The sequence below is a fragment of the Streptomyces sp. YJ-C3 genome, from assembly GCF_053891275.1.
Genome location: NZ_CM132685.1, coordinates 24,531 through 42,851, shown reverse-complemented (window position 1 = coordinate 42,851; position 18,321 = coordinate 24,531). Strand labels below are relative to the sequence as shown.

General features: G+C 69.3%; 18 protein-coding genes and 1 tRNA gene. 8 read left to right on the top strand and 11 right to left on the bottom strand.

Annotated features, from left to right (window positions below; all coding sequences use genetic code 11):
• Window positions 1-2: 2 nt before the first annotated feature.
• Window positions 3-1,463 (bottom strand): DUF2252 domain-containing protein, encoded by a 1,461-nt coding sequence (locus ACVHNB_RS00210; protein WP_428953538.1) that lies wholly within the window; start codon window positions 1,461-1,463, stop codon window positions 3-5.
• 186 nt (window positions 1,464-1,649) lie between these two features.
• Window positions 1,650-1,970: a winged helix-turn-helix transcriptional regulator gene (locus tag ACVHNB_RS00205; protein ID WP_428957607.1), complete on the bottom strand. Its 321-nt coding sequence runs from the start codon at window positions 1,968-1,970 to the stop codon at window positions 1,650-1,652.
• Between the two features lie 196 nt (window positions 1,971-2,166).
• On the opposite strand from ACVHNB_RS00205, the gene ACVHNB_RS00200 reads away from it, so the two are divergent.
• Window positions 2,167-2,820, top strand: coding sequence for an FMN-dependent NADH-azoreductase (locus ACVHNB_RS00200; RefSeq protein WP_428953539.1), 654 nt, complete (start codon window positions 2,167-2,169; stop codon window positions 2,818-2,820).
• Between the two features lie 142 nt (window positions 2,821-2,962).
• Here the strand turns inward: ACVHNB_RS00200 and ACVHNB_RS00195 are convergent.
• Window positions 2,963-3,046, bottom strand: a tRNA-Leu gene (locus ACVHNB_RS00195).
• A 393-nt stretch (window positions 3,047-3,439) separates the two neighbouring features.
• On the opposite strand from ACVHNB_RS00195, the gene ACVHNB_RS00190 reads away from it, so the two are divergent.
• The 6 genes from ACVHNB_RS00190 (at window position 3,440) to pknB (ending at window position 11,597) form a co-directional block, all read left to right on the top strand.
• The gene (locus tag ACVHNB_RS00190; protein ID WP_428953540.1) at window positions 3,440-4,282 is read left to right on the top strand and encodes an FhaA domain-containing protein; all 843 of its coding nucleotides are present in this window, start codon (window positions 3,440-3,442) and stop codon (window positions 4,280-4,282) included.
• A 10-nt stretch (window positions 4,283-4,292) separates the two neighbouring features.
• The gene (locus tag ACVHNB_RS00185; protein WP_428953541.1) at window positions 4,293-4,814 is read left to right on the top strand and encodes an FHA domain-containing protein FhaB/FipA; all 522 of its coding nucleotides are present in this window, start codon (window positions 4,293-4,295) and stop codon (window positions 4,812-4,814) included.
• Between the two features lie 123 nt (window positions 4,815-4,937).
• Window positions 4,938-6,488 (top strand): Stp1/IreP family PP2C-type Ser/Thr phosphatase, encoded by a 1,551-nt coding sequence (locus ACVHNB_RS00180; RefSeq protein WP_428953542.1) that lies wholly within the window; start codon window positions 4,938-4,940, stop codon window positions 6,486-6,488.
• Between the two features lie 25 nt (window positions 6,489-6,513).
• The gene (locus ACVHNB_RS00175; RefSeq protein ID WP_428953543.1) at window positions 6,514-7,941 is read left to right on the top strand and encodes an FtsW/RodA/SpoVE family cell cycle protein; all 1,428 of its coding nucleotides are present in this window, start codon (window positions 6,514-6,516) and stop codon (window positions 7,939-7,941) included.
• Window positions 7,938-9,398 (top strand): peptidoglycan D,D-transpeptidase FtsI family protein, encoded by a 1,461-nt coding sequence (locus ACVHNB_RS00170; protein WP_456227147.1) that lies wholly within the window; start codon window positions 7,938-7,940, stop codon window positions 9,396-9,398. The genes ACVHNB_RS00175 and ACVHNB_RS00170 overlap by 4 nt, the downstream gene beginning before the upstream one ends.
• Window positions 9,399-9,605: 207 nt before the next feature.
• On the top strand, window positions 9,606-11,597 hold the full coding sequence (gene pknB / locus ACVHNB_RS00165) for a Stk1 family PASTA domain-containing Ser/Thr kinase (RefSeq protein WP_428953545.1): 1,992 nt from the start codon (window positions 9,606-9,608) through the stop codon (window positions 11,595-11,597).
• A gap of 92 nt (window positions 11,598-11,689) precedes the next feature.
• On the opposite strand, the gene ACVHNB_RS00160 is transcribed toward pknB, so the two are convergent.
• The 6 genes from ACVHNB_RS00160 to ACVHNB_RS00135 form a co-directional block, all read right to left on the bottom strand.
• Entirely contained in the window at window positions 11,690-12,424 is a 735-nt protein-coding gene (locus ACVHNB_RS00160) for a class E sortase (protein ID WP_428953546.1), read from the bottom strand.
• Between the two features lie 49 nt (window positions 12,425-12,473).
• Entirely contained in the window at window positions 12,474-13,652 is a 1,179-nt protein-coding gene (locus tag ACVHNB_RS00155; RefSeq protein WP_456227146.1) for a class E sortase, read from the bottom strand.
• On the bottom strand, window positions 13,649-14,305 hold the full coding sequence (locus tag ACVHNB_RS00150) for an aminodeoxychorismate/anthranilate synthase component II (RefSeq protein WP_428953548.1): 657 nt from the start codon (window positions 14,303-14,305) through the stop codon (window positions 13,649-13,651). The genes ACVHNB_RS00155 and ACVHNB_RS00150 overlap by 4 nt, the downstream gene beginning before the upstream one ends.
• A complete protein-coding gene (locus tag ACVHNB_RS00145; RefSeq protein WP_428953549.1) occupies window positions 14,302-14,463 on the bottom strand; it encodes a hypothetical protein in 162 nt (53 codons plus the stop codon). Before ACVHNB_RS00145 ends, ACVHNB_RS00150 begins: the two co-directional genes overlap by 4 nt.
• Before the next feature lie 72 nt (window positions 14,464-14,535).
• Window positions 14,536-15,237: a class E sortase gene (locus tag ACVHNB_RS00140; protein WP_428957608.1), complete on the bottom strand. Its 702-nt coding sequence runs from the start codon at window positions 15,235-15,237 to the stop codon at window positions 14,536-14,538.
• 30 nt (window positions 15,238-15,267) lie between these two features.
• Entirely contained in the window at window positions 15,268-16,035 is a 768-nt protein-coding gene (locus tag ACVHNB_RS00135; protein WP_428953550.1) for a DUF881 domain-containing protein, read from the bottom strand.
• A gap of 152 nt (window positions 16,036-16,187) precedes the next feature.
• On the opposite strand from ACVHNB_RS00135, the gene crgA reads away from it, so the two are divergent.
• The gene (gene crgA / locus ACVHNB_RS00130) at window positions 16,188-16,445 is read left to right on the top strand and encodes a cell division protein CrgA (protein WP_428953551.1); all 258 of its coding nucleotides are present in this window, start codon (window positions 16,188-16,190) and stop codon (window positions 16,443-16,445) included.
• 277 nt (window positions 16,446-16,722) lie between these two features.
• Here crgA and ACVHNB_RS00125 read toward each other — a convergent pair whose 3' ends face one another.
• Both ACVHNB_RS00125 and ACVHNB_RS00120 read right to left on the bottom strand, forming a co-directional pair.
• Window positions 16,723-17,628, bottom strand: a complete 906-nt coding sequence (locus ACVHNB_RS00125) for a rhomboid family intramembrane serine protease (protein ID WP_428953552.1) — start codon at window positions 17,626-17,628, stop codon at window positions 16,723-16,725.
• A gap of 138 nt (window positions 17,629-17,766) precedes the next feature.
• On the bottom strand, window positions 17,767-18,294 hold the full coding sequence (locus ACVHNB_RS00120; protein ID WP_428953553.1) for a peptidylprolyl isomerase: 528 nt from the start codon (window positions 18,292-18,294) through the stop codon (window positions 17,767-17,769).
• Between the last annotated feature and the right edge of the window lie 27 nt (window positions 18,295-18,321).

Genomic DNA, 18,321 nt, shown 5'->3' with positions numbered 1-18,321 from the left:
GCTCACACGCCCGCCTCGGCCGCGACCCTGCCCTCCCGCACAGCCCGCACCAGCTCCCCGTGATCCGCCTCGGTCCGGTCCGCGTACGCCACCGCGAAGGACGCCACGGCCTCGTCCAGCTCCTCGTTCTTGCCGCAGTACCCGGCGATCACCCGCGGGTCGGCGCTGTGCGCGTGGGCGCGGGCGAGCAGCGCGCCCGTCATCCGCGCGTAGTCGTCGACCTGGTCGGCGGCGAGCGCGGCCGGGTCGACGCTGCCCTTGCGATTCCTGAACTGCCGCACCTGGAAGGGCCGTCCGTCGACCGTGGTCCAGCCGAGCAGGATGTCGCTGACCACCTGCATCCGCTTCTGCCCGAGCACCACGCGCCGCCCCTCGTGCTCGACGGCGGGCGGCTCGAACCCGGCGGCGGACAGATGCGGCAGGAGCACGGACGGCCGCGCCTCCTTCACCTGCAGCACGAGCGGCTCGCCCCGGTGGTCGAGCAGCAGCACCACGTACGACCGCGTGCCCACGCTGCCGGTGCCGACGACGCGGAACGCCACGTCGTGGATCGCGTACCGCCCGAGCAGCGGCAGCCGGTCCGGCGACAAGGTCTCCAGATAGGCGCCCAGCGACGCGGCGACGGCAGCGGCCTCCCCGTCGGGTACCCCGCGCAGCACCGGCGGCGCGTCCACGAACCGCCGCCCGCCGTCCGCCACGGCCTCCGTGGACCTGGCGGCGAACCGCCCGCTGGTGTTGTGCCGCGCCTTCTCGGAGACCCGCTCCAGGGTGCCGAGCAGGTCGTGGGCGTCAGTGTGCGAGACGAGCTCCTCGTCCGCTATCGCGTTCCACGCGTCGAGCGCGGGCAGCTTGGCCAGCAGCCGCATGGTGCGCCGATAGGCCCCGGCCGCGTCGTGCGCCGCCTCCCGGCAGGTGTCCTCGTCGGCCCCGGCCTCCCGCCCGGCGAGCACGAGCGAGGCGGCGAGCCGCTTCACGTCCCACTCCCAGGGCCCGTGCACGGTCTCGTCGAAGTCGTTCAGGTCGATGACGAGGCCGCCGCGGGCGTCGCCGTACAGCCCGAAGTTGGCGGCGTGGGCGTCGCCGCAGATCTGGGCGCCGATACCGGTCAGCGGTGTGCTGACCAGGTCGTGCGCCATCAGGCCCGCGGATCCGCGCAGGAAGGCGAAGGGGGTCGCGGCCATGCGCCCGACACGTATCGCGGTCAGTTCGGGAAGCCGGCCGGTGTTGGACTCCTCGACGGCCCGTACCGCGTCCGGCCGGTCCGTCCCAGGGCGGATGTCGGCGTGCGAGGCCCTCGGCACCCGCTGCCGCAGCGCCTTGCCGGCCGCCTTCGGCGACATCCGCGCGCCGTCGGCCCCGGAACCGGCCCGTCCGGCGAACCCGGCCACCCCCGGCAACCGCCGCGCCGCCCGGACCCCGCCCTGCCGCGGCACCGTCACCACCGCATCGTCGAAACCGTCCATGCCGACCGCCTCCCCCGTCCCGTACGGGACCGCGTACGCCCACATCTCCGTGATCGGTCACGACCGTACCGCCGCGCGGAAAACCCCGTCAGAGCCTGTGGAAAACCCGCCGCCTGTGCACAACCCCCACACCCACAGGCCCCGGCGCAAGGCACCCGGCGACCAGCGGGACCGCCCTGTCCCCGCTCACGTCCGGAACTCCTCCGGGCACGTCCCGCCCTCGGCCCCCAGGTACTTCTCGGCCCAGGTCCCGAGCTCCGCCAGCGAGGGCTGCAACGCCGCACCCGCCGTCGTGAGCCGGTACGAGACACGCAGCGGCGGCCCTTCGTCGACCTGGCGCACGACGAGCCCGGCCGCGCCCAGCTCGGTGAGCCGGTCGGAGAGCATGCGTTCGCTGATCCCGGGGATGGCCCGGCGCAGGTCCGCGAAGTGCACCGGCCCCGGCATCAGGACGGCCACGATCAGCCCGGTCCAGCGCTTGCCCAGCAGCCCGAAGACGCGCGTCATCCCGATGTCGACCCTGGTGCACGCCTGAGGGTCGTGGGTGACATCGGCGCCCGCGCCCGTCCCGTTCGTGTCTTCCCCGTTGCCCGCCATGGCTCCAGAGTACTGCGTTCTCGTACGGGGGTGAAGAAAAGTAAGTCCCTGTGCTATTACTAGTTGCGTACTCAATTACACCCGGACCCCCCTCGGGAGAACCACCATGGCCACGCTGCTGCACCTCGACTCCTCCGTCTTCTCCGGCCCCGCCTCCTCCTCGCGCACCGTCACGGACGCGTTCCGCAAGGCCTGGCAGGAGCAGCACCCCGAGGGCACGGTCGTCTACCGCGATCTCAGCGCGGAGCCGGTGCCCCACATCACCGCCGACACCCACCTCGCCGGCTTCACCGATCCGGCCACGCACGCGCCCGAGCAGGCCGCCGCCTTCGCCACGCGCGTACAGCTCATCGAGGAGCTGGAGCAGGCGGACGCCGTCCTGATAGGCGCCCCCATGTACAACTTCGCGATCCCGTCGACGCTGAAGGCCTGGCTGGACAACGTGATCCTGTTCGGCCGCACCGCCGGCGTGGAGGCCCCGTCCGCCCAGGGCACCCCGGTCACGGTCGTCGCGAGCCGCGGCGGCTCCTACGCGCCGGGCACCCCGCGCGAGGGCATGGAGTACGTGCAGAACTACCTGGAGGCCGTCCTGCGCGACACCCTCGGCCTGGACCTCGACTTCATCGTCCCGGAGCTGACCATGGCCCCGACCAACCCGGCCATGTCCGAGCTGGTCCCGCTCTACGAGGCCTCCCACGCGAAGGCTCTGGAGTCCGCCCAGACGAAGGGCAAGGAGGTCGCCGCGCGCTTCACCGCGTGAAGGTGACATAACCCACAGGGCGTCGCGGACCATCCGGCCGCGGCGCCCTGCTCGTGGTCCGGCCGCCCGCCCACGACGGGTCGGCAAGGTCCGGGCAACGCAAAAGCCCCGCAGGTCCGAAGACCTACGGGGCTTTCAGCTGTGCGCGAGGGGGGAGTTGAACCCCCACGCCCTTGCGGGCACTGGAACCTGAATCCAGCGCGTCTGCCTATTCCGCCACCCGCGCATTGGGTGTGTCCTCCGGCTCCTTCGCCCTTTCGGGCCGGGCGCCTTCCGACATCCAGAAGATTAGCACGCTGCGGAGGGTGGATTCACATCCGTTTCCACGAGGCCCTGGCGGGCACCTGACACGGCGGACCTCGGCGGACCCCGGCCACTTCCGCCCGGCTCGGCCGGACCCCGACCACTCCACAGCCGCGTACGGGACACTGTCCTGAGGCCACCTCTACGATCCCTCATAAGAGGGGCTGTGAGCGTCGACACTCATCGACCGGGCGGACAGGGGGAACCAGCCGATTTCCCGACGCGTGGATACGATCAGTAAGCAGTACCAAGAAGGCAGCACGAGCGAGCACGGCTACAACGGCAAGCAGGGCGGCTACGAAGGAGGAGGTGCCCCATGGGAGTCCTGAAGAAGTTCGAGCAACGGCTCGAGGGTCTGGTCAACGGCACCTTCGCCAAGGTCTTCAAGTCCGAGGTGCAGCCCGTCGAGATCGCGGGCGCGCTGCAGCGCGAGTGCGACAACAACGCGACGATCTGGAACCGCGAGCGGACCGTCGTCCCCAATGACTTCATCGTGGAGCTGAGCGCGCCGGACCACGAGCGCCTGAGCCCCTACTCGGGCCAGCTCGGCGACGAGCTGTCCGGCATGGTGCGCGACTACGCGAAGCAGCAGCGCTACACCTTCATGGGCCCCATCAAGGTCCACCTGGAGAAGGCGGAGGACCTGGACACGGGTCTGTACCGCGTACGCAGCCGCACCCTCGCGTCGTCCTCCAGCCAGGCCCAGCCCGAGCGGCCCACTTCGGCCCGGCCGAACCAGGCGCCGGGTGGCTACGGCTACCCGCAGCAGCCCGCGGCAGCCCCGCCGATGCCGTCCGCGCCGCCCGGCCGCCCGGCACCGGCGCAGGGCCCGGCGGCGTCGGCGCAGCGTCCCGGCGCAGGGCCGATGCCCGGCGCCCGCGTCCGTCACTGGATCGAGATCAACGGCACCCGCCACCAGATCTCCCGGCCGACCCTCGTGCTGGGCCGGTCGACCGAGGCGGACGTACGGATTGACGACCCCGGCGTCTCGCGCCGGCACTGCGAGATCCGGACCGGAACGCCCTCGACGATCCAGGATCTCGGATCCACCAACGGCATCGTGGTGGACGGGCAGCACACCACCCGCGCTACGCTCCGCGACGGCTCGCGGATCGTCGTGGGCCAAACCACCATCGTTTATCGGCAAGCCGAAGGGTGAAGCGGGGGCAATGTCAGAGCTGACCCTGACGGTCATGCGGCTGGGTTTCCTGGCCGTTCTGTGGCTGTTCGTGATCGTGGCCGTCCAGGTCATCCGTAGCGACCTGTTCGGAACGCGCGTCACGCAGCGCGGCGCGCGCCGCGAGAACGCGCGCCCGCAGCAGACCGCACGGCAGGCGGCGGCCGCCACGCCGCCGCCCCAGCGCCAGCAGCAGGGCGGCGGCCGGCAGCGCCGTGGCGCCCCCTCCAAGCTGGTCGTCTCCGAGGGGACCCTCACGGGCACCACCGTGGCGCTGCAGGGGCAGACGATCACGCTCGGCCGCGCGCACGACAGCACGATCGTGCTGGACGACGACTACGCGTCCAGCCGGCACGCCAGGATCTATCCGGACCGGGACGGTCAGTGGATCGTCGAGGATCTCGGGTCGACCAACGGCACGTACCTCGACCGGACCCGCCTCACGACCCCGACGCCGGTCCCGCTGGGGGCACCGATCCGCATCGGCAAGACCGTCATCGAGCTGCGGAAGTAGTACGACAATGAGCGAGCGGAGCGAGCGAGCCGACGCGGCAGTCCACCACCAGGACACCGGCGCGCTCCCGACCGGAGGGTGGGCACCGTGCGGATGTACCCGGAGCCGACGGGCGAGGTGCGCATGAGTCTGTCACTGCGTTTCGCCGCCGGATCGCACAAAGGCATGATCCGCGAGGGCAACGAGGACTCCGGCTACGCCGGTCCCCGGCTGCTCGCGATCGCCGACGGCATGGGGGGCCAGGCCGCGGGTGAGGTGGCCTCGTCCGAGGTGATCTCCACCATCGTCGCGCTCGACGACGACGTGCCGGGCTCGGACATCCTGACCTCCCTGGGCACCGCCGTGCAGCGGGCCAACGACCAGCTCCGCATGATGGTCGAGGAGGACCCCCAGCTCGAAGGCATGGGGACCACCCTCACCGCCCTCCTGTGGACCGGTCAGCGCCTCGGCCTCGTGCACGTCGGCGACTCCCGCGCGTACCTGCTGCGCGACGGGGTGCTGACGCAGATCACGCAGGACCACACCTGGGTGCAGCGCCTCGTCGACGAGGGCCGCATCACCGAGGAAGAGGCCACCACGCACCCGCAGCGCTCGCTCCTGATGCGCGCGCTCGGCAGCGGTGACCACGTCGAGCCCGACCTCTCCATCCGTGAGGTCCGGGCCGGCGACCGGTACCTGATCTGCTCCGACGGTCTGTCCGGCGTCGTCTCGCACCAGACGATGGAGGAGACCCTCGCCAGCTACCAGGGCCCGCAGGAGACGGTCCAGGACCTGATCCAGCTGGCGCTGCGCGGCGGCGGCCCCGACAACGTGACGGTGATCGTCGCGGACGTCCTGGACATCGACAGCGGGGACACCCTCGCCGGGCAGATCTCCGACGCCCCGGTCATCGTCGGCGCGGTCGCCGAGAACCAGCACCAGCTGCACGACGGCGGCGCCATGGAGACCCCCGCGGGCCGCGCCTCCAGCCTCGGCCGGCCGGTGCCGGGACAGGGCAACGGCGGCGGTGGCGGCGGCGAGTTCGGCCCGCCCGGCAGCGGCGACACCGAGAGCTACGCACCCGAGGGGAGCTTCGGCGCGTACTCGGACGAGGACTTCGTCAAGCCGCGCCGCGGCCGCAAGTGGTTCAAGAGATCGGTCTACATCGTGCTGGCGCTCGCCGTCATCGGCGGCGGTCTGTACGGCGGCTACCGCTGGACGCAGACCCAGTACTTCGTCGGCACGAACAACGAGAACGTGGCGCTCTACCGTGGCATCAACCAGGATCTCGCCTGGGTGAGCCTGTCCAAGGTCGAGAAGGACCACCCGGAGATCGAGCTCAAGTACCTGCCTCCGTACCAGCAGAAGCAGGTCGAGGCGACCATCGCCGAAGGTGATCTGGCGGCCGCCCAGGACAAGATCGACGAGCTGTCCGCGCAGGCCTCCGCATGCGAGAAGCAGGCCGAGCGGCAGAAGGCCGAGAACGAGAAGAACGCGAAGACCGGCGAGGGCGAAGCCGGCGGCACGACCACCGGCGGCACCGCGACGAAGACGTCGTACCGCGCGGAGACGCCCACACCGAACCCGTCGAACTCGCCGTCCGGCAAGGCGAAGTCACCGTCACCCACGCCCACTCCTGGCCCCACTCTCTCCGAGGAAGAGCAGCAGCTGGCCAAGGCGTGCGCACAGCAGTAGAAGCCGTTGGGGGCCTCAGCACGCCATGAGTAGTAGTTCCACGACCCATACGTCGACCATCGGCGCCATCGGCGCGCCCAGCAGGCGCAACACCGAGCTGGCGCTGCTCGCGTTCGCCGTGGTCATCCCCGTGTTCGCCTACGCCAATGTGGGCCTGGCCATCGACGGCGAGCTGCCGGCCGGAATCCTCGGCTACGGCCTCGGCCTCGGCCTGCTGGCCGGCGTCGCCCACATCGTCGTACGGAAGTTCGCGGCGTACGCGGACCCGCTGCTGCTGCCGCTGGCCACGCTGCTCAACGGGCTGGGCCTGGTCGTCATCTGGCGGCTCGACCAGTCGAAGCTGCTGCAGTCGATCGGCCAGGCGGGCAGTGCCGCGCCCAAGCAGCTGATGTACACGGCGATCGGCATCGCGCTGTTCATCGCCGTCCTGATCTTCCTCAAGGACCACCGCGTCCTGCAGCGCTACACGTACATCTCGATGCTCGGCGCGATCGTCCTGCTGCTGCTGCCGCTGGTGCCGGGCCTCGGCGTGAACCTCTACGGCGCCAAGATCTGGATCCACGTCGGTTCCTTCTCCATCCAGCCCGGTGAGTTCGCGAAGATCGTCCTCGCGGTCTTCTTCGCCGGCTACCTGATGGTCAAGCGTGACGCGCTCGCCCTGGCCAGCCGCCGCTTCATGGGCCTGTACCTGCCGCGCGGCCGCGACCTCGGGCCGATCCTCGTCGTCTGGGCGATCTCGATCCTCATCCTGGTCTTCGAGACCGACCTCGGTACGTCGCTGCTGTTCTTCGGAATGTTCGTCATCATGCTGTACGTCGCCACCGAACGGACCAGCTGGATCGTCTTCGGTCTGCTGATGTCCGCGGTCGGCGCCGTCGGTGTGGCGAGCTTCGAGCCGCACATCCAGCAGCGCGTCGACGCCTGGCTCGACCCGATGAAGGAGTACCTGCTCAGCCGGCAGGGCGTCGCGGGCCACTCCGAGCAGGCCATGCAGGCGCTGTGGGCGTTCGGTTCCGGCGGCACGCTCGGCACCGGTCTCGGCCAGGGCCACTCGGACCTGATCCGGTTCGCCGCGAACTCCGACTTCATCCTCGCCACGTTCGGCGAGGAGCTGGGCCTGGCCGGTCTGATGGCGCTGCTGCTGATCTACGCGCTGATCGTGGAGCGCGGTGTGCGCACCGCCCTCGCCGCCCGCGACCCGTTCGGCAAGCTGCTCGCCGTCGGCCTGTCCGGCGCCTTCGCGCTGCAGGTCTTCGTCGTCTCGGGCGGTGTCATGGGGCTCATCCCGCTGACCGGTATGACCATGCCGTTCCTCGCGTACGGCGGTTCCTCCGTCATCGCCAACTGGGCGCTGATCGGCATCCTGATCCGGATCAGCGACACCGCGCGCCGGCCCGCGCCCAGCCCCACGCCCAGCCCCGACGCCGAGATGACCCAGGTGGTCCGCCCGTGAACAAGCCCCTGCGCCGAATCGCGATCTTCTGCGGGCTGCTGATCCTGACCCTGCTGATCCGTGACAACTGGCTCCAGTACGTCAAGGCCGACCAGCTCTCCTCCGACGACGAGAACCGCCGCGTCGCCATCGCCCGCTACTCCACGCCGCGCGGCGACATCATCGTCGACGGCAAGTCGATCACCGGGTCCAAGGCGACCACCGGCACCGACCTGAAGTACAAGAGGACCTGGAAGGACGGGCCCATGTGGTCGCCCGTCACCGGCTACGCCTCGCAGGTCGTCGGCGCGAGCCAGATCGAGAACATCGAGGACGGCATCCTCACCGGCAACGACGACCGGCTCTTCTTCCGCAACACGCTCGACATGATCACGGGCAAGAAGAAGGAGGGCGGCAACGTCGTCACCACCCTCAACGCCGCAGCCCAGAAGGCCGCCTACGACGGCCTGAAGAACCGCGGCAAGGGTGCCGTCGCCGCCATCGAGCCGTCCACCGGCAAGATCCTCGCGCTCGCGTCCACGCCCTCGTACGACCCTTCGTCGTTCGCCGGGAACACCAACAAGGACGGCGAGACGTTCAGCAAGCTGGACAAGGACAAGGACAAGCCGCTCCTGAACCGGGCGCTGCGCGAGACCTATCCGCCGGGCTCCACCTTCAAGCTGGTCACGGCCGCCGCGGCGCTGGAGAGCGGCAAGGTCACCGACGTCGACGCGAAGACCGACTCCCCGGTCCCGTTCATCATGAAGGGCACCCGGACGGAGCTGAAGAACGAGGGCGCCATCCAGTGCGAGAACGTGCCCCTGCGTGAGGCGCTGCGCGTCTCCTGCAACTCGGTGTTCGGCAAGCTCGGCCAGGACATGGGCAACGAGGAGATGCTCAAGGAGTCCGAGAAGTTCGGCTTCAACGAGCAGCAGTTCGTCCCGGTCCGCTCGAACGCGTCGCGGTTCGAGGACGGCATGAACGACTCGCAGGTGGCCCTGTCCTCCATCGGCCAGTACGACACCGCCGCGACCCCGCTGCAGATGGCCATGGTCGCCTCCGCGATCGCCAACGACGGCAAGCTCATGGAGCCGTACATGGTCGACGAGCTGAAGGCCCCGAACCTCGACACGATCGAGAAGACGGAGCCGAAGGAGATGAGCCAGCCGCTCTCCTCGGACAACGCGCAGAAGCTCCAGTCGATGATGGAGACGGTCGTCAACACCGGCACCGGAACCCAGGCGAAGATCCCGAAAGTCACGGTCGGCGGCAAGACCGGTACGGCCCAGAACGGTGTGAACAACGAGGGCACCCCGTACGCCTGGTTCGTCTCCTACGCGAAGACGGGCTCGGGAACCCCGGTCGCCGTGGCCGTCGTCGTGGAGGACAGCGACGCCGACCGCGGGGACATCTCCGGTGGTGGTCTCGCCGCCCCGATCGCGAAGAGCGTGATGGAAGCGGTCATCAACAGCAAGTAGGAGACCGGGCTCACAAGGAGGTTCACCGCTCCTTGTGAGCCCGGTCACCCATTCTTCACATAGACGCACGTGGCGATACCGGTCCTGTCACGGCTCCCGGTGGCGGCCAGGTCACGTCGGGCAGGCCGGGTACGGTATGCCCGGACAGCACACCGCCCGACCCCGCACGGGACGGTCGGGACCGACGGAGAGGGCTGGTAGGTAACCATGGAAGAGCCGCGTCGCCTCGGCGGCCGGTACGAGCTGGGCCAGGTGCTCGGCCGTGGTGGCATGGCGGAGGTCTACCTCGCGCATGACACCCGGCTCGGCCGCACCGTGGCGGTGAAGACGCTGCGGGCGGACCTCGCGCGCGACCCGTCGTTCCAGGCCCGGTTCCGCCGGGAGGCCCAGTCGGCCGCCTCGCTCAACCATCCCGCGATCGTGGCGGTCTACGACACGGGTGAGGACTACGTCGACCAGGTCTCCATCCCGTACATCGTGATGGAGTACGTCGACGGCTCGACGCTGCGCGAGCTGCTGCACTCCGGGCGCAAGCTGCTGCCCGAGCGCGCCATGGAGATGACCATCGGCATCCTCCAGGCGCTGGAGTACTCGCACCGGGCGGGCATCGTCCACCGCGACATCAAGCCGGCCAACGTCATGCTGACCCGCACCGGCCAGGTGAAGGTCATGGACTTCGGCATCGCCCGCGCGATGGGCGACTCCGGCATGACGATGACGCAGACCGCGGCGGTCATCGGCACCGCGCAGTACCTGTCCCCCGAGCAGGCCAAGGGCGAGCAGGTCGACGCCCGCTCCGACCTGTACTCGACGGGCTGCCTGCTCTACGAGCTCCTCACCGTCCGGCCGCCGTTCGTCGGCGACTCCCCGGTCGCGGTCGCGTACCAGCACGTACGCGAGGAGGCACAGCCGCCGAGCGTCTTCGACGGCGAGATCACGCCCGAGATGGACGCGATCGTCCTCAAGGCCCTCACCAAGGACCCGGACTACCGCTACCAGTCGGCCGACGAGATGCGCGCCGACATCGAGGCCTGCCTCGACGGTCAGCCCGTCGCCGCCACCGCCGCCATGGGCGCGGTCGGCTACGGCGGCCACCCGGACGACCAGCAGACGGCGATGCTGCGCCCGCAGAACGGCGGCGCGGCGCCCACGTCGATGATGCCCCCGGTCAATCCGGACGACGGCGGCTACGGCTACGACGACCGCCCCGACCGCCGCAAGCAGGGCAAGAACCGCACGTCGACGATCCTGCTGGTGGTCGCCGGCATCCTGGTCCTGGTCGGGGCGATCCTGATCGGGAAGTGGATCTCCAGCGGCAGCGCCGGCAGCGAGGGACCCGACGTGCCGAACCTGGTGGGCGAGACGTTCGCGGACGCCCAGCAGAAGGCGGAGAACGTCGACCTCAAGGTCGTCCGCGGCGAGCCCATGGCGTGCGAGGACCAGCCCGCCAAGCGCGTCTGCGAGCAGGACCCGAAGAGCGGCAGGAAGATCGACAAGAACGGCACGATCACCGTCCGTATGTCGACGGGGGCGCCGAAGGTGTCGGTACCGAGCGTCACCGGACTGACCTACGACGAGGCCGTCTCCGAACTGGGCAGCAAGGGCTTCAGCAACATCAGCAAGGAGTCCGCGGAGTCCGACCGCAAGGCCGGCACGGTCATCAAGCAGAACCCGGAGGACGGCAAGAAGGTCGAAAAGGGTACTCAGATCACCCTGACCGTCGCCAGGGAGAAGGCGACCACCAAGGTCCCCGACGTCTCCAGCGGCAAGAACCTCACCTGTGAGCAGGCGACGCAGCAGCTCGAGGCGAGCGATCTGAAGGCCAGCTGCACCGAGGAGGAGAACGGCGACGCCGAAGCCGGCAAGGTCTTCTTCCAGAACCTCACCGCGGGCACCACGGCCGACCCGGGCTCCACGGTCCAGCTGAAGGTCGCCAAGGCCCCGGCGCAGAAGGCCGTTCCGGGCGTCCTGGGCCAGACCCTGAAGGATGCCAAGAAGGCCCTGCAGGACGCGGGCTTCACCAACATCCAGGTCAGCGGTCCTCAGGACGACAACGCCCGGGTCATGCAGCAGGACCCGGCAGCCAACACCCCCTCCGACCCGGCATCCACCACGGTCACCCTGACCACGGTCGGCGGCGGGAACAACGGCGGCGGCGACAACGGCGGCTTCATCGGAGGCATCGGCGACAACGGCTGATCCGTCGGTCACCGGCACACCAGCACATGAATGAGCCCCGTCCCCCTCACAGGGGGCGGGGCTCATTCATGCCGTGAGCGCCGAGCTCGGGGCTACCGCAGTTCCTTCGGCGGCGTCCGGTCGCTGTCCACCTTCTCGACCCGCTCCAGCTCGCCCCACACCACGTACCGGTAGCGCGACGTGTAGACCGGCGTGCACGTCGTCAGCGTGATGTAGTGGCCGGCCTTCTTCTTGCCCGACTCCTTGGGGATCCGGTCCAGGACGTCCACGTTGTACTTCGAGGTCTCCGGAAGGACGGCGTAGACCTTGTAGACGTACCACTTGTCCTTGGTCTCGTAGACGACCGGATCGCCCTTCTTGATCTTGTCGATGTTGTGGAACTTGGCGCCGTGCCCGTCCCGGTGGGCGGCCAGCGAGAAGTTGCCCTCCTTGCCGGTGGTGGGCAGCGCCGACTTCACGGGATCCGTGTAGTAGCCGGCCACACCGTCGTTGAGGACCTTGGACGAGGTGCCCTTCTCGACCAGGACCTCGCCCTTGCTCATCGCCGGCACGTGCAGGAACCCGATGCCGTCCTTGGTGTCCAGCGCCCCCGGCCCGGTGTCCTGGGCCCAGTGGTCGCGGACCTTGTCGCCCTGCTTGTGCGCGGCGCGGTCGGCGACCACGTTCGTCCACCACAGCGAGTAGACGACGAAGAGGCCGAGCAGCAGGCCGCCGGTGATGAGCAGTTCGCCGAAGACGCTGACGGCCGTCGCGATCCGGCCGCGACGGGGCGGGGGCGAGGGGGCCTTCGTGTCGGCCTCTTCCTCGTGGTCGGTCGTCGCTGCCACTGCCTGTGTGCCCCGTCCTTGTGCTGATGTGCCCGATGCCGCTGCCCGGCTAGCCGACGAGCGCGTCCGGCTTGCCCTTGCTGCGCGGCCGCTCCTCGACCATCTTGCCCCAGACGATCATTCGATACGTACTGGTGAATTCCGGAGTGCAGGTCGTCAGAGTGATGTAGCGGCCCGCCTTGGTGAACCCCGAGCCCTCGGGGACCGGATTGATCACCGCCGTGTTCGACGGGGGCGTCTGCGGCAGGATGCTCGACATCTTGTACACGTAGTACTTGTCCTGCGTCTCGACCACGATCGGGTCGCCGGGCTGGAGCCGGTTGATGTAGCGGAACGGCTCGCCGTGGGTGTTGCGGTGCCCCGCGAGCGCGAAGTTCCCCGTCTTCGCGTCGGGCATCGCGGTCGGAATGCTGTCCTTGTCGTAGTGCCCGACCATGCCCTTGTCGAGCACCTTCGTCTTGCTGATGCCCTCGGCGATCGGCACGACGACGTCCAGCTTCGGAATGTAGAGGATCGCGAAGCCCTGTCCGGGCTCGAACGAGTCCGGCTTGCCCTTGCCGTTCGCCCAGTCGTCCTCGAGGTGGTGACGGGCGCTGCCCGCGAGGTTGTGGGCCCGGACGTTCGACCACCACAGCTGGTAGGTCACGAACAGCAGCATCAGGACGCCGATGCTGATGAAGACCTCGCCGATCGCGCGGCTCGCGATCACCCCGGCGGTCGGCTTGGCCGCCCGCGCCGCCCGACGGGCCTCGACGCGTGAGAGGGGCTTGCCGTCGTCGTCCTGCGCGGACCGTGCGGCTGTCTCCTGCGGGTCTGACGCCCGCCGTCTGCCACCGCCGCCCTTCTTGGCGGCCTTCCTGCGCGCGGCCCGGCCACCGGTCACGACGGGCGTCTCGGACGCCGGCTCCGACTCGGGCCCGGGCTCCGGCTCGGCTATTCGACGGGTGTCTGCGGTGCGCAGCGCCACGGTCTCGTCGTCCCGCGCCGGCTGCTGCGGCGCGGCAGGAGCCCCGCCGTACCAGTCCTGCGCGTACCCCTCGGGGTCGTACCACTCGGGCTCCGGCTGCGGCCGCTCGGGCTCCGGCTCCGCCTCCTGCTGCGCGCCCTCCGCCCGGAACCACGGCGACGGATGCTGCCCCGGCAATGGGTCGTTCAGCGGGTCGTCGAGGCGCCTGACGGCCTCCTCGAACCCGTTGGCGCCGCCCTGCTCGGGACGCAGCGCAGTCACGCCGAGGCCCTGCCCACGACCGGCGCGAGCCCGGCCGACCGGCCGACCGCCTCCTTGTCCCCGCACTCGGCGAGCCAGTTCGCCAGCATCAGGTGCCCGTGCTCCGTGAGGACGGACTCCGGATGGAACTGGACCCCCTCGACCGGCAGTTCACGGTGGCGCAGCCCCATGACGATGCCGTCCTCGGTCCGCGCGGTGACCTCCAGCACGTCCGGTACGGTGCCGGGCTCGGCGGCCAGCGAGTGGTACCGGGTCGCGGTGAACGGATTCGGCAGCCCGGCGAAGACGCCCTTGCCCTCGTGCAGGACCAGCGAGGTCTTGCCGTGCAGCAGCTCCGGAGCCCGGTCCACCACACCGCCGTACGCGACCTGCATGGACTGCATGCCGAGACAGACACCGAACACGGGCACACCGGTCGCCGCGCAGTGCCGCACCATCTCGATGCACACACCGGCCTGTTCGGGGGCGCCCGGGCCCGGGCTGAGCAGCACGCCGTCGAAACCGTCCTGCGCGTGCGCCGTGCTCACCTCGTCGTTGCGGAGCACCTCGCACTCGGCACCCAGCTGGTACAGGTACTGCACGAGGTTGAAGACGAAGCTGTCGTAGTTGTCGACGACGAGAATGCGGGTCCTGCGGGTCTCACGCGTGCTCACTGGCCGTCCACCGTCACATCGTTGAAGGGCAGCAACGGCTCGGCCCACGGGAAGACGTACTGGAAGAGGACGTAGACCACGGCGAGGATCAGCACGATCGAGATCGCCGCCCTCAGCCACGCGTTCCCCGGCAAGTGCCGCCAGATCCAGCCGTACATGCCGGACTCCCCTTCTCTGCTCCCTCAACACCATCGCCGCACGGCCATCAGCCGTCGCCGTACGGCACCAGACTAACGGCGCAACGCCTCCGGTTTCCCGGCCTCCACAGGCTGAGTGGCATCGAGATGTCCCCAGACGATCAGCCGGTGGCTGTGGCCCCACTCCGGCTCGCACGTGGTGAGGGTCAGATAGCGGCCCGGCTCCGTGTATCCGGACTTGCGCGGCACGGGGTCGATGACCGCGACATCGCTGGGCAGCGTCTTGTAGGGCTTCGTATCGATCCGGTACGTGAACCAGGTCGTCCCGTCGGTCAGCACCACCGCGTCGCCCGGCCGCAGCTTCGGGAAGTCCTTGAACGGGTCGCCGTACGTGCGCCGGTGCCCGGCGACCGCGAAGTTCCCCTTCTGCCCGAGCTGGGCGGTGCCCGTGTAGTGGCCGAGTCCCTTCTTCAGGGTGCCGACCTCGGTGTCCTCGAGCACGGGCTTGTTCCACGTGAAACCGAGCCGGGGGATGTACATCAGGGCGAACGGCTTGCCGTCCTTGTACGCGGCCGGCTTCGGCGGCGAGGAGTCCGTCGCGCCGGACGCGGAGGGATCGGGCGACGCGGTGGCGACGGGCCGCTTGGCCCACTGGTCCTGGAGGTCGTGGATCTGACGGTCCATCGCGCTGTCGGCCTTCACGCCGGTCCAGAACAGCACATATGCGACGAACAGCACGATCACGGCGCCGACGGTGATGCACAGCTCGCTCAACGTCCTGACGACGACTCGCACCGACACCGACGGCCTCCCCCGGCTCGGGTGTTACTGCACCGGCTTCGCGTAGTGGAGATCCACTGTGCCCGAGTAGCCGGGAAGAGTCACCGCTCCGTCGTCCTCGACTTTCCAGCCGAGCCCGTACGCGTTCACGTAGAGCATGTAGTTCTGGATCTCCGGGGAGGCCGCGACGGCCTGCTTGAGCTGCTCCGGGTCGCCGACCGCGGTGATCTTGTACGGGGGCGAGTAGACGCGGCCCTGGAGGATCAGGGTGTTGCCGACGCAGCGCACGGCCGAGGTGGAGATGAGGCGCTGGTCCATGACCTTGATGCCCTTGGCGCCGCCGTGCCACAGGGCGTTCACCACGGCCTGGAGGTCCTGCTGGTGGATGACCAGGTCGTTCGGCTGGGGCTCGGGGTAGCCGGGGAGCTTGGCCGTGGCGTTCGGCGGGGCGTCGTCGAGCGTGACGGAAACCGCCTCGCCTTTGAGCTTCTTCGTCCCCGAGGCCTTCTCCAGGCCGTCCAGCTTCTCGTCCTCGGCCTTGGTGGACCCGTCGTCGCGCTCGGCCAGCGCCTCGACGTCGCCGCGGACCCCGCTGTTGGTCTCTTCCAGTTCCTTGTTCTTGTGGCTGCGCTCCTGAATGAGGTCGGAGAGCTTCAAAAGGGACGCATCCGTACGGATATTGGTGCCCTTGGCCGTATTGAAACTGGTGAAGAAGATGAGTCCGGCGAGGGCGAAAACGCCCACAGTGAGCAGCCGCACGGGCCGGAAGCGGCCACGGGCGGAACCATTGCCGGGATCGGCAGAATTGCTCAACGTACCCTTATCTCCTTCGACGCCGCGGAAGCACTACGCTAACGGACGCCCGGGGGAGCGCTCGGATTCCTCTGAACTTCCCCTTGTACGCTGCTCGGAGCCAGCCCACGTCCCCTGCGCGGCCACGCAGCGCATCGACAGGAGAGACCCTCGTGCCGAAGTCACGTATCCGCAAGAAGGCCGACTACACGCCCCCGCCGGCGTCGAAGCAGGCAGCCAATATCAAGCTGACCAACCGCGGCTGGGTGGCCCCGGTGATGCTGGCGATGTTCCTCATCGGGCTCGCCTGGATCGTGGTCTTCTACGTGAGCGACGGCTCCCTGCCGATCGACTCCCTCGGAAACTGGAACATCGTCGTGGGCTTCGGCTTCATCGCCGCCGGCTTCGGTGTCTCCACCCAGTGGAAGTAGCCCACGACCGGGCCGTTCCACCAGCTCTGCCCCGAGCTATCCACTGAGTTATCCACAGGACTTTCCACAGTGGGGAAAAGGTCAGACGATCTGTGGATAACCCACCGGATGTTGACGCCGGTGTGACTGGCCCGGTGACGCTCGACCATCTGTTCGCCCCTTGTCCTTCCTGGGAAAACCCAGGTCAGCGACAAGGGGCACAGTTGTTCCCCACGGCATGCACAAGATCCGCCACGCGCTGTGGACAACCTCGGTCACCATCGGTGGACAGGTGGGCTCAAGTGAGCTGAGCGGTCCTGACCACGACGGTCACGATCACGGCGAGGAGCACCACCGCGCAGGTCCCGTACTGCACCAGCGCGCGACGCTCGCGCGGAGCGTGGATCATCGCGTACCCGACGACCAGCCCGGCCGCCAGGCCGCCGATGTGGGCCTGCCACGCGATGTTGAAGGCCGGGTTGAACGTGAAGATCAGGTTGATCACGAGCAGCGCGATGACCGGCCGCAGATCGTAGTTGAGGCGGCGCATCAGGACGGCAGTCGCGCCGAAGAGCCCGAAGATGGCGCCGGAGGCTCCGAGCGACGGCTGGTTGGGCGCGGCGAGCAGGTAACTGAGGGCGCTGCCCGCAAGGCCGGAGACGACGTAGAGCGTCAGGTAGCGGACGCGGCCGAGCGCCGCCTCCAGCGGTCCGCCGATCCACCACAGGCTGAGCAGGTTGAAAGCGATGTGGATGTAGCTGCCGTGCAGGAACATCGCGGTCAGCAGCCGGTACCACTGGCCCTCGGCGACCCCTTGCGGTCCGCCCAGCGCAGGCACCCAGGCCAGGCCGAGCATGTCGAACCGGTCGGTGAACCGGTCCCCGGCCGTCCCCGCCATCTGCACCAGGAACGCCGCCAGACAGATCCCGACCAGCACCTTCGTGACCAGCCGCGGATCGGCGGAGACGGTGCCCCCGGCGACGGTCCGCGGCTGATTGGCCGTGGGCGCGTGCCCCGTGCCCGAACCGCTGCGCACACACTCCGGGCACTGGAACCCGACCGACGCACTGACCATGCACTCCGGGCAGATCGGCCGCTCGCAGCGCGTGCAACGGATTCCGGTGGGCCGGTCGGGGTGCCGATAGCAGCCGGGCAGGCCCTGGGCATCCTGCGGTTCCTGCGGGCTGCCGGGCGCCTGGTCCATGACGGTCGTCCCCTCGGATGGAGCGGTCTCGTACGCGTATACGGGCACCGCGCGGGCAACGCGGCGCCCCGCCATCCTTACGGACGAGCGGGGCGAATTGGTTCCCTGCGGCCGGCGGGCCGCGTCAGGCGGGGCGCGTCAGCGGGTCTCGACGACGACCGACTCGATGACCACGTCGTTGACCGGGCGGTCGGTGCGCGGGTTCGTCTGGGCGGCCGCGATGGCGTCGACGACCTTCTGGCCCGCCTCGTCGACGACCTCGCCGAAGATCGTGTGCTTGCGGGTCAGCCAGGCGGTCGGCGAGACGGTGATGAAGAACTGCGACCCGTTCGTCCCCGGGCCCGCATTGGCCATGGCCAGCAGGTACGGCTTGGTGAAGGCCAGGTCGGGGTGGAACTCGTCCTCGAACTGGTAGCCGGGGCCGCCCGTGCCGTTGCCCAGCGGGTCGCCGCCCTGGATCATGAAGCCGCTGATCACCCGGTGGAAGATCGTGCCGTCGTAGAGCGGGGCCGTGGACTTCTCACCGGTCTCCGGGTTGGTCCACTCACGCTCGCCCTTGGCGAGCTCCACGAAGTTCTTGACCGTCTTGGGCGCGTGGTTCGGCAGGAGCCTGACCTCGATGTCGCCCTGGTTGGTCTTGAGAGTGGCGTACAGCTGCTCGGCCACGATCTGCCTTCCGTTGACTTCTGTGCC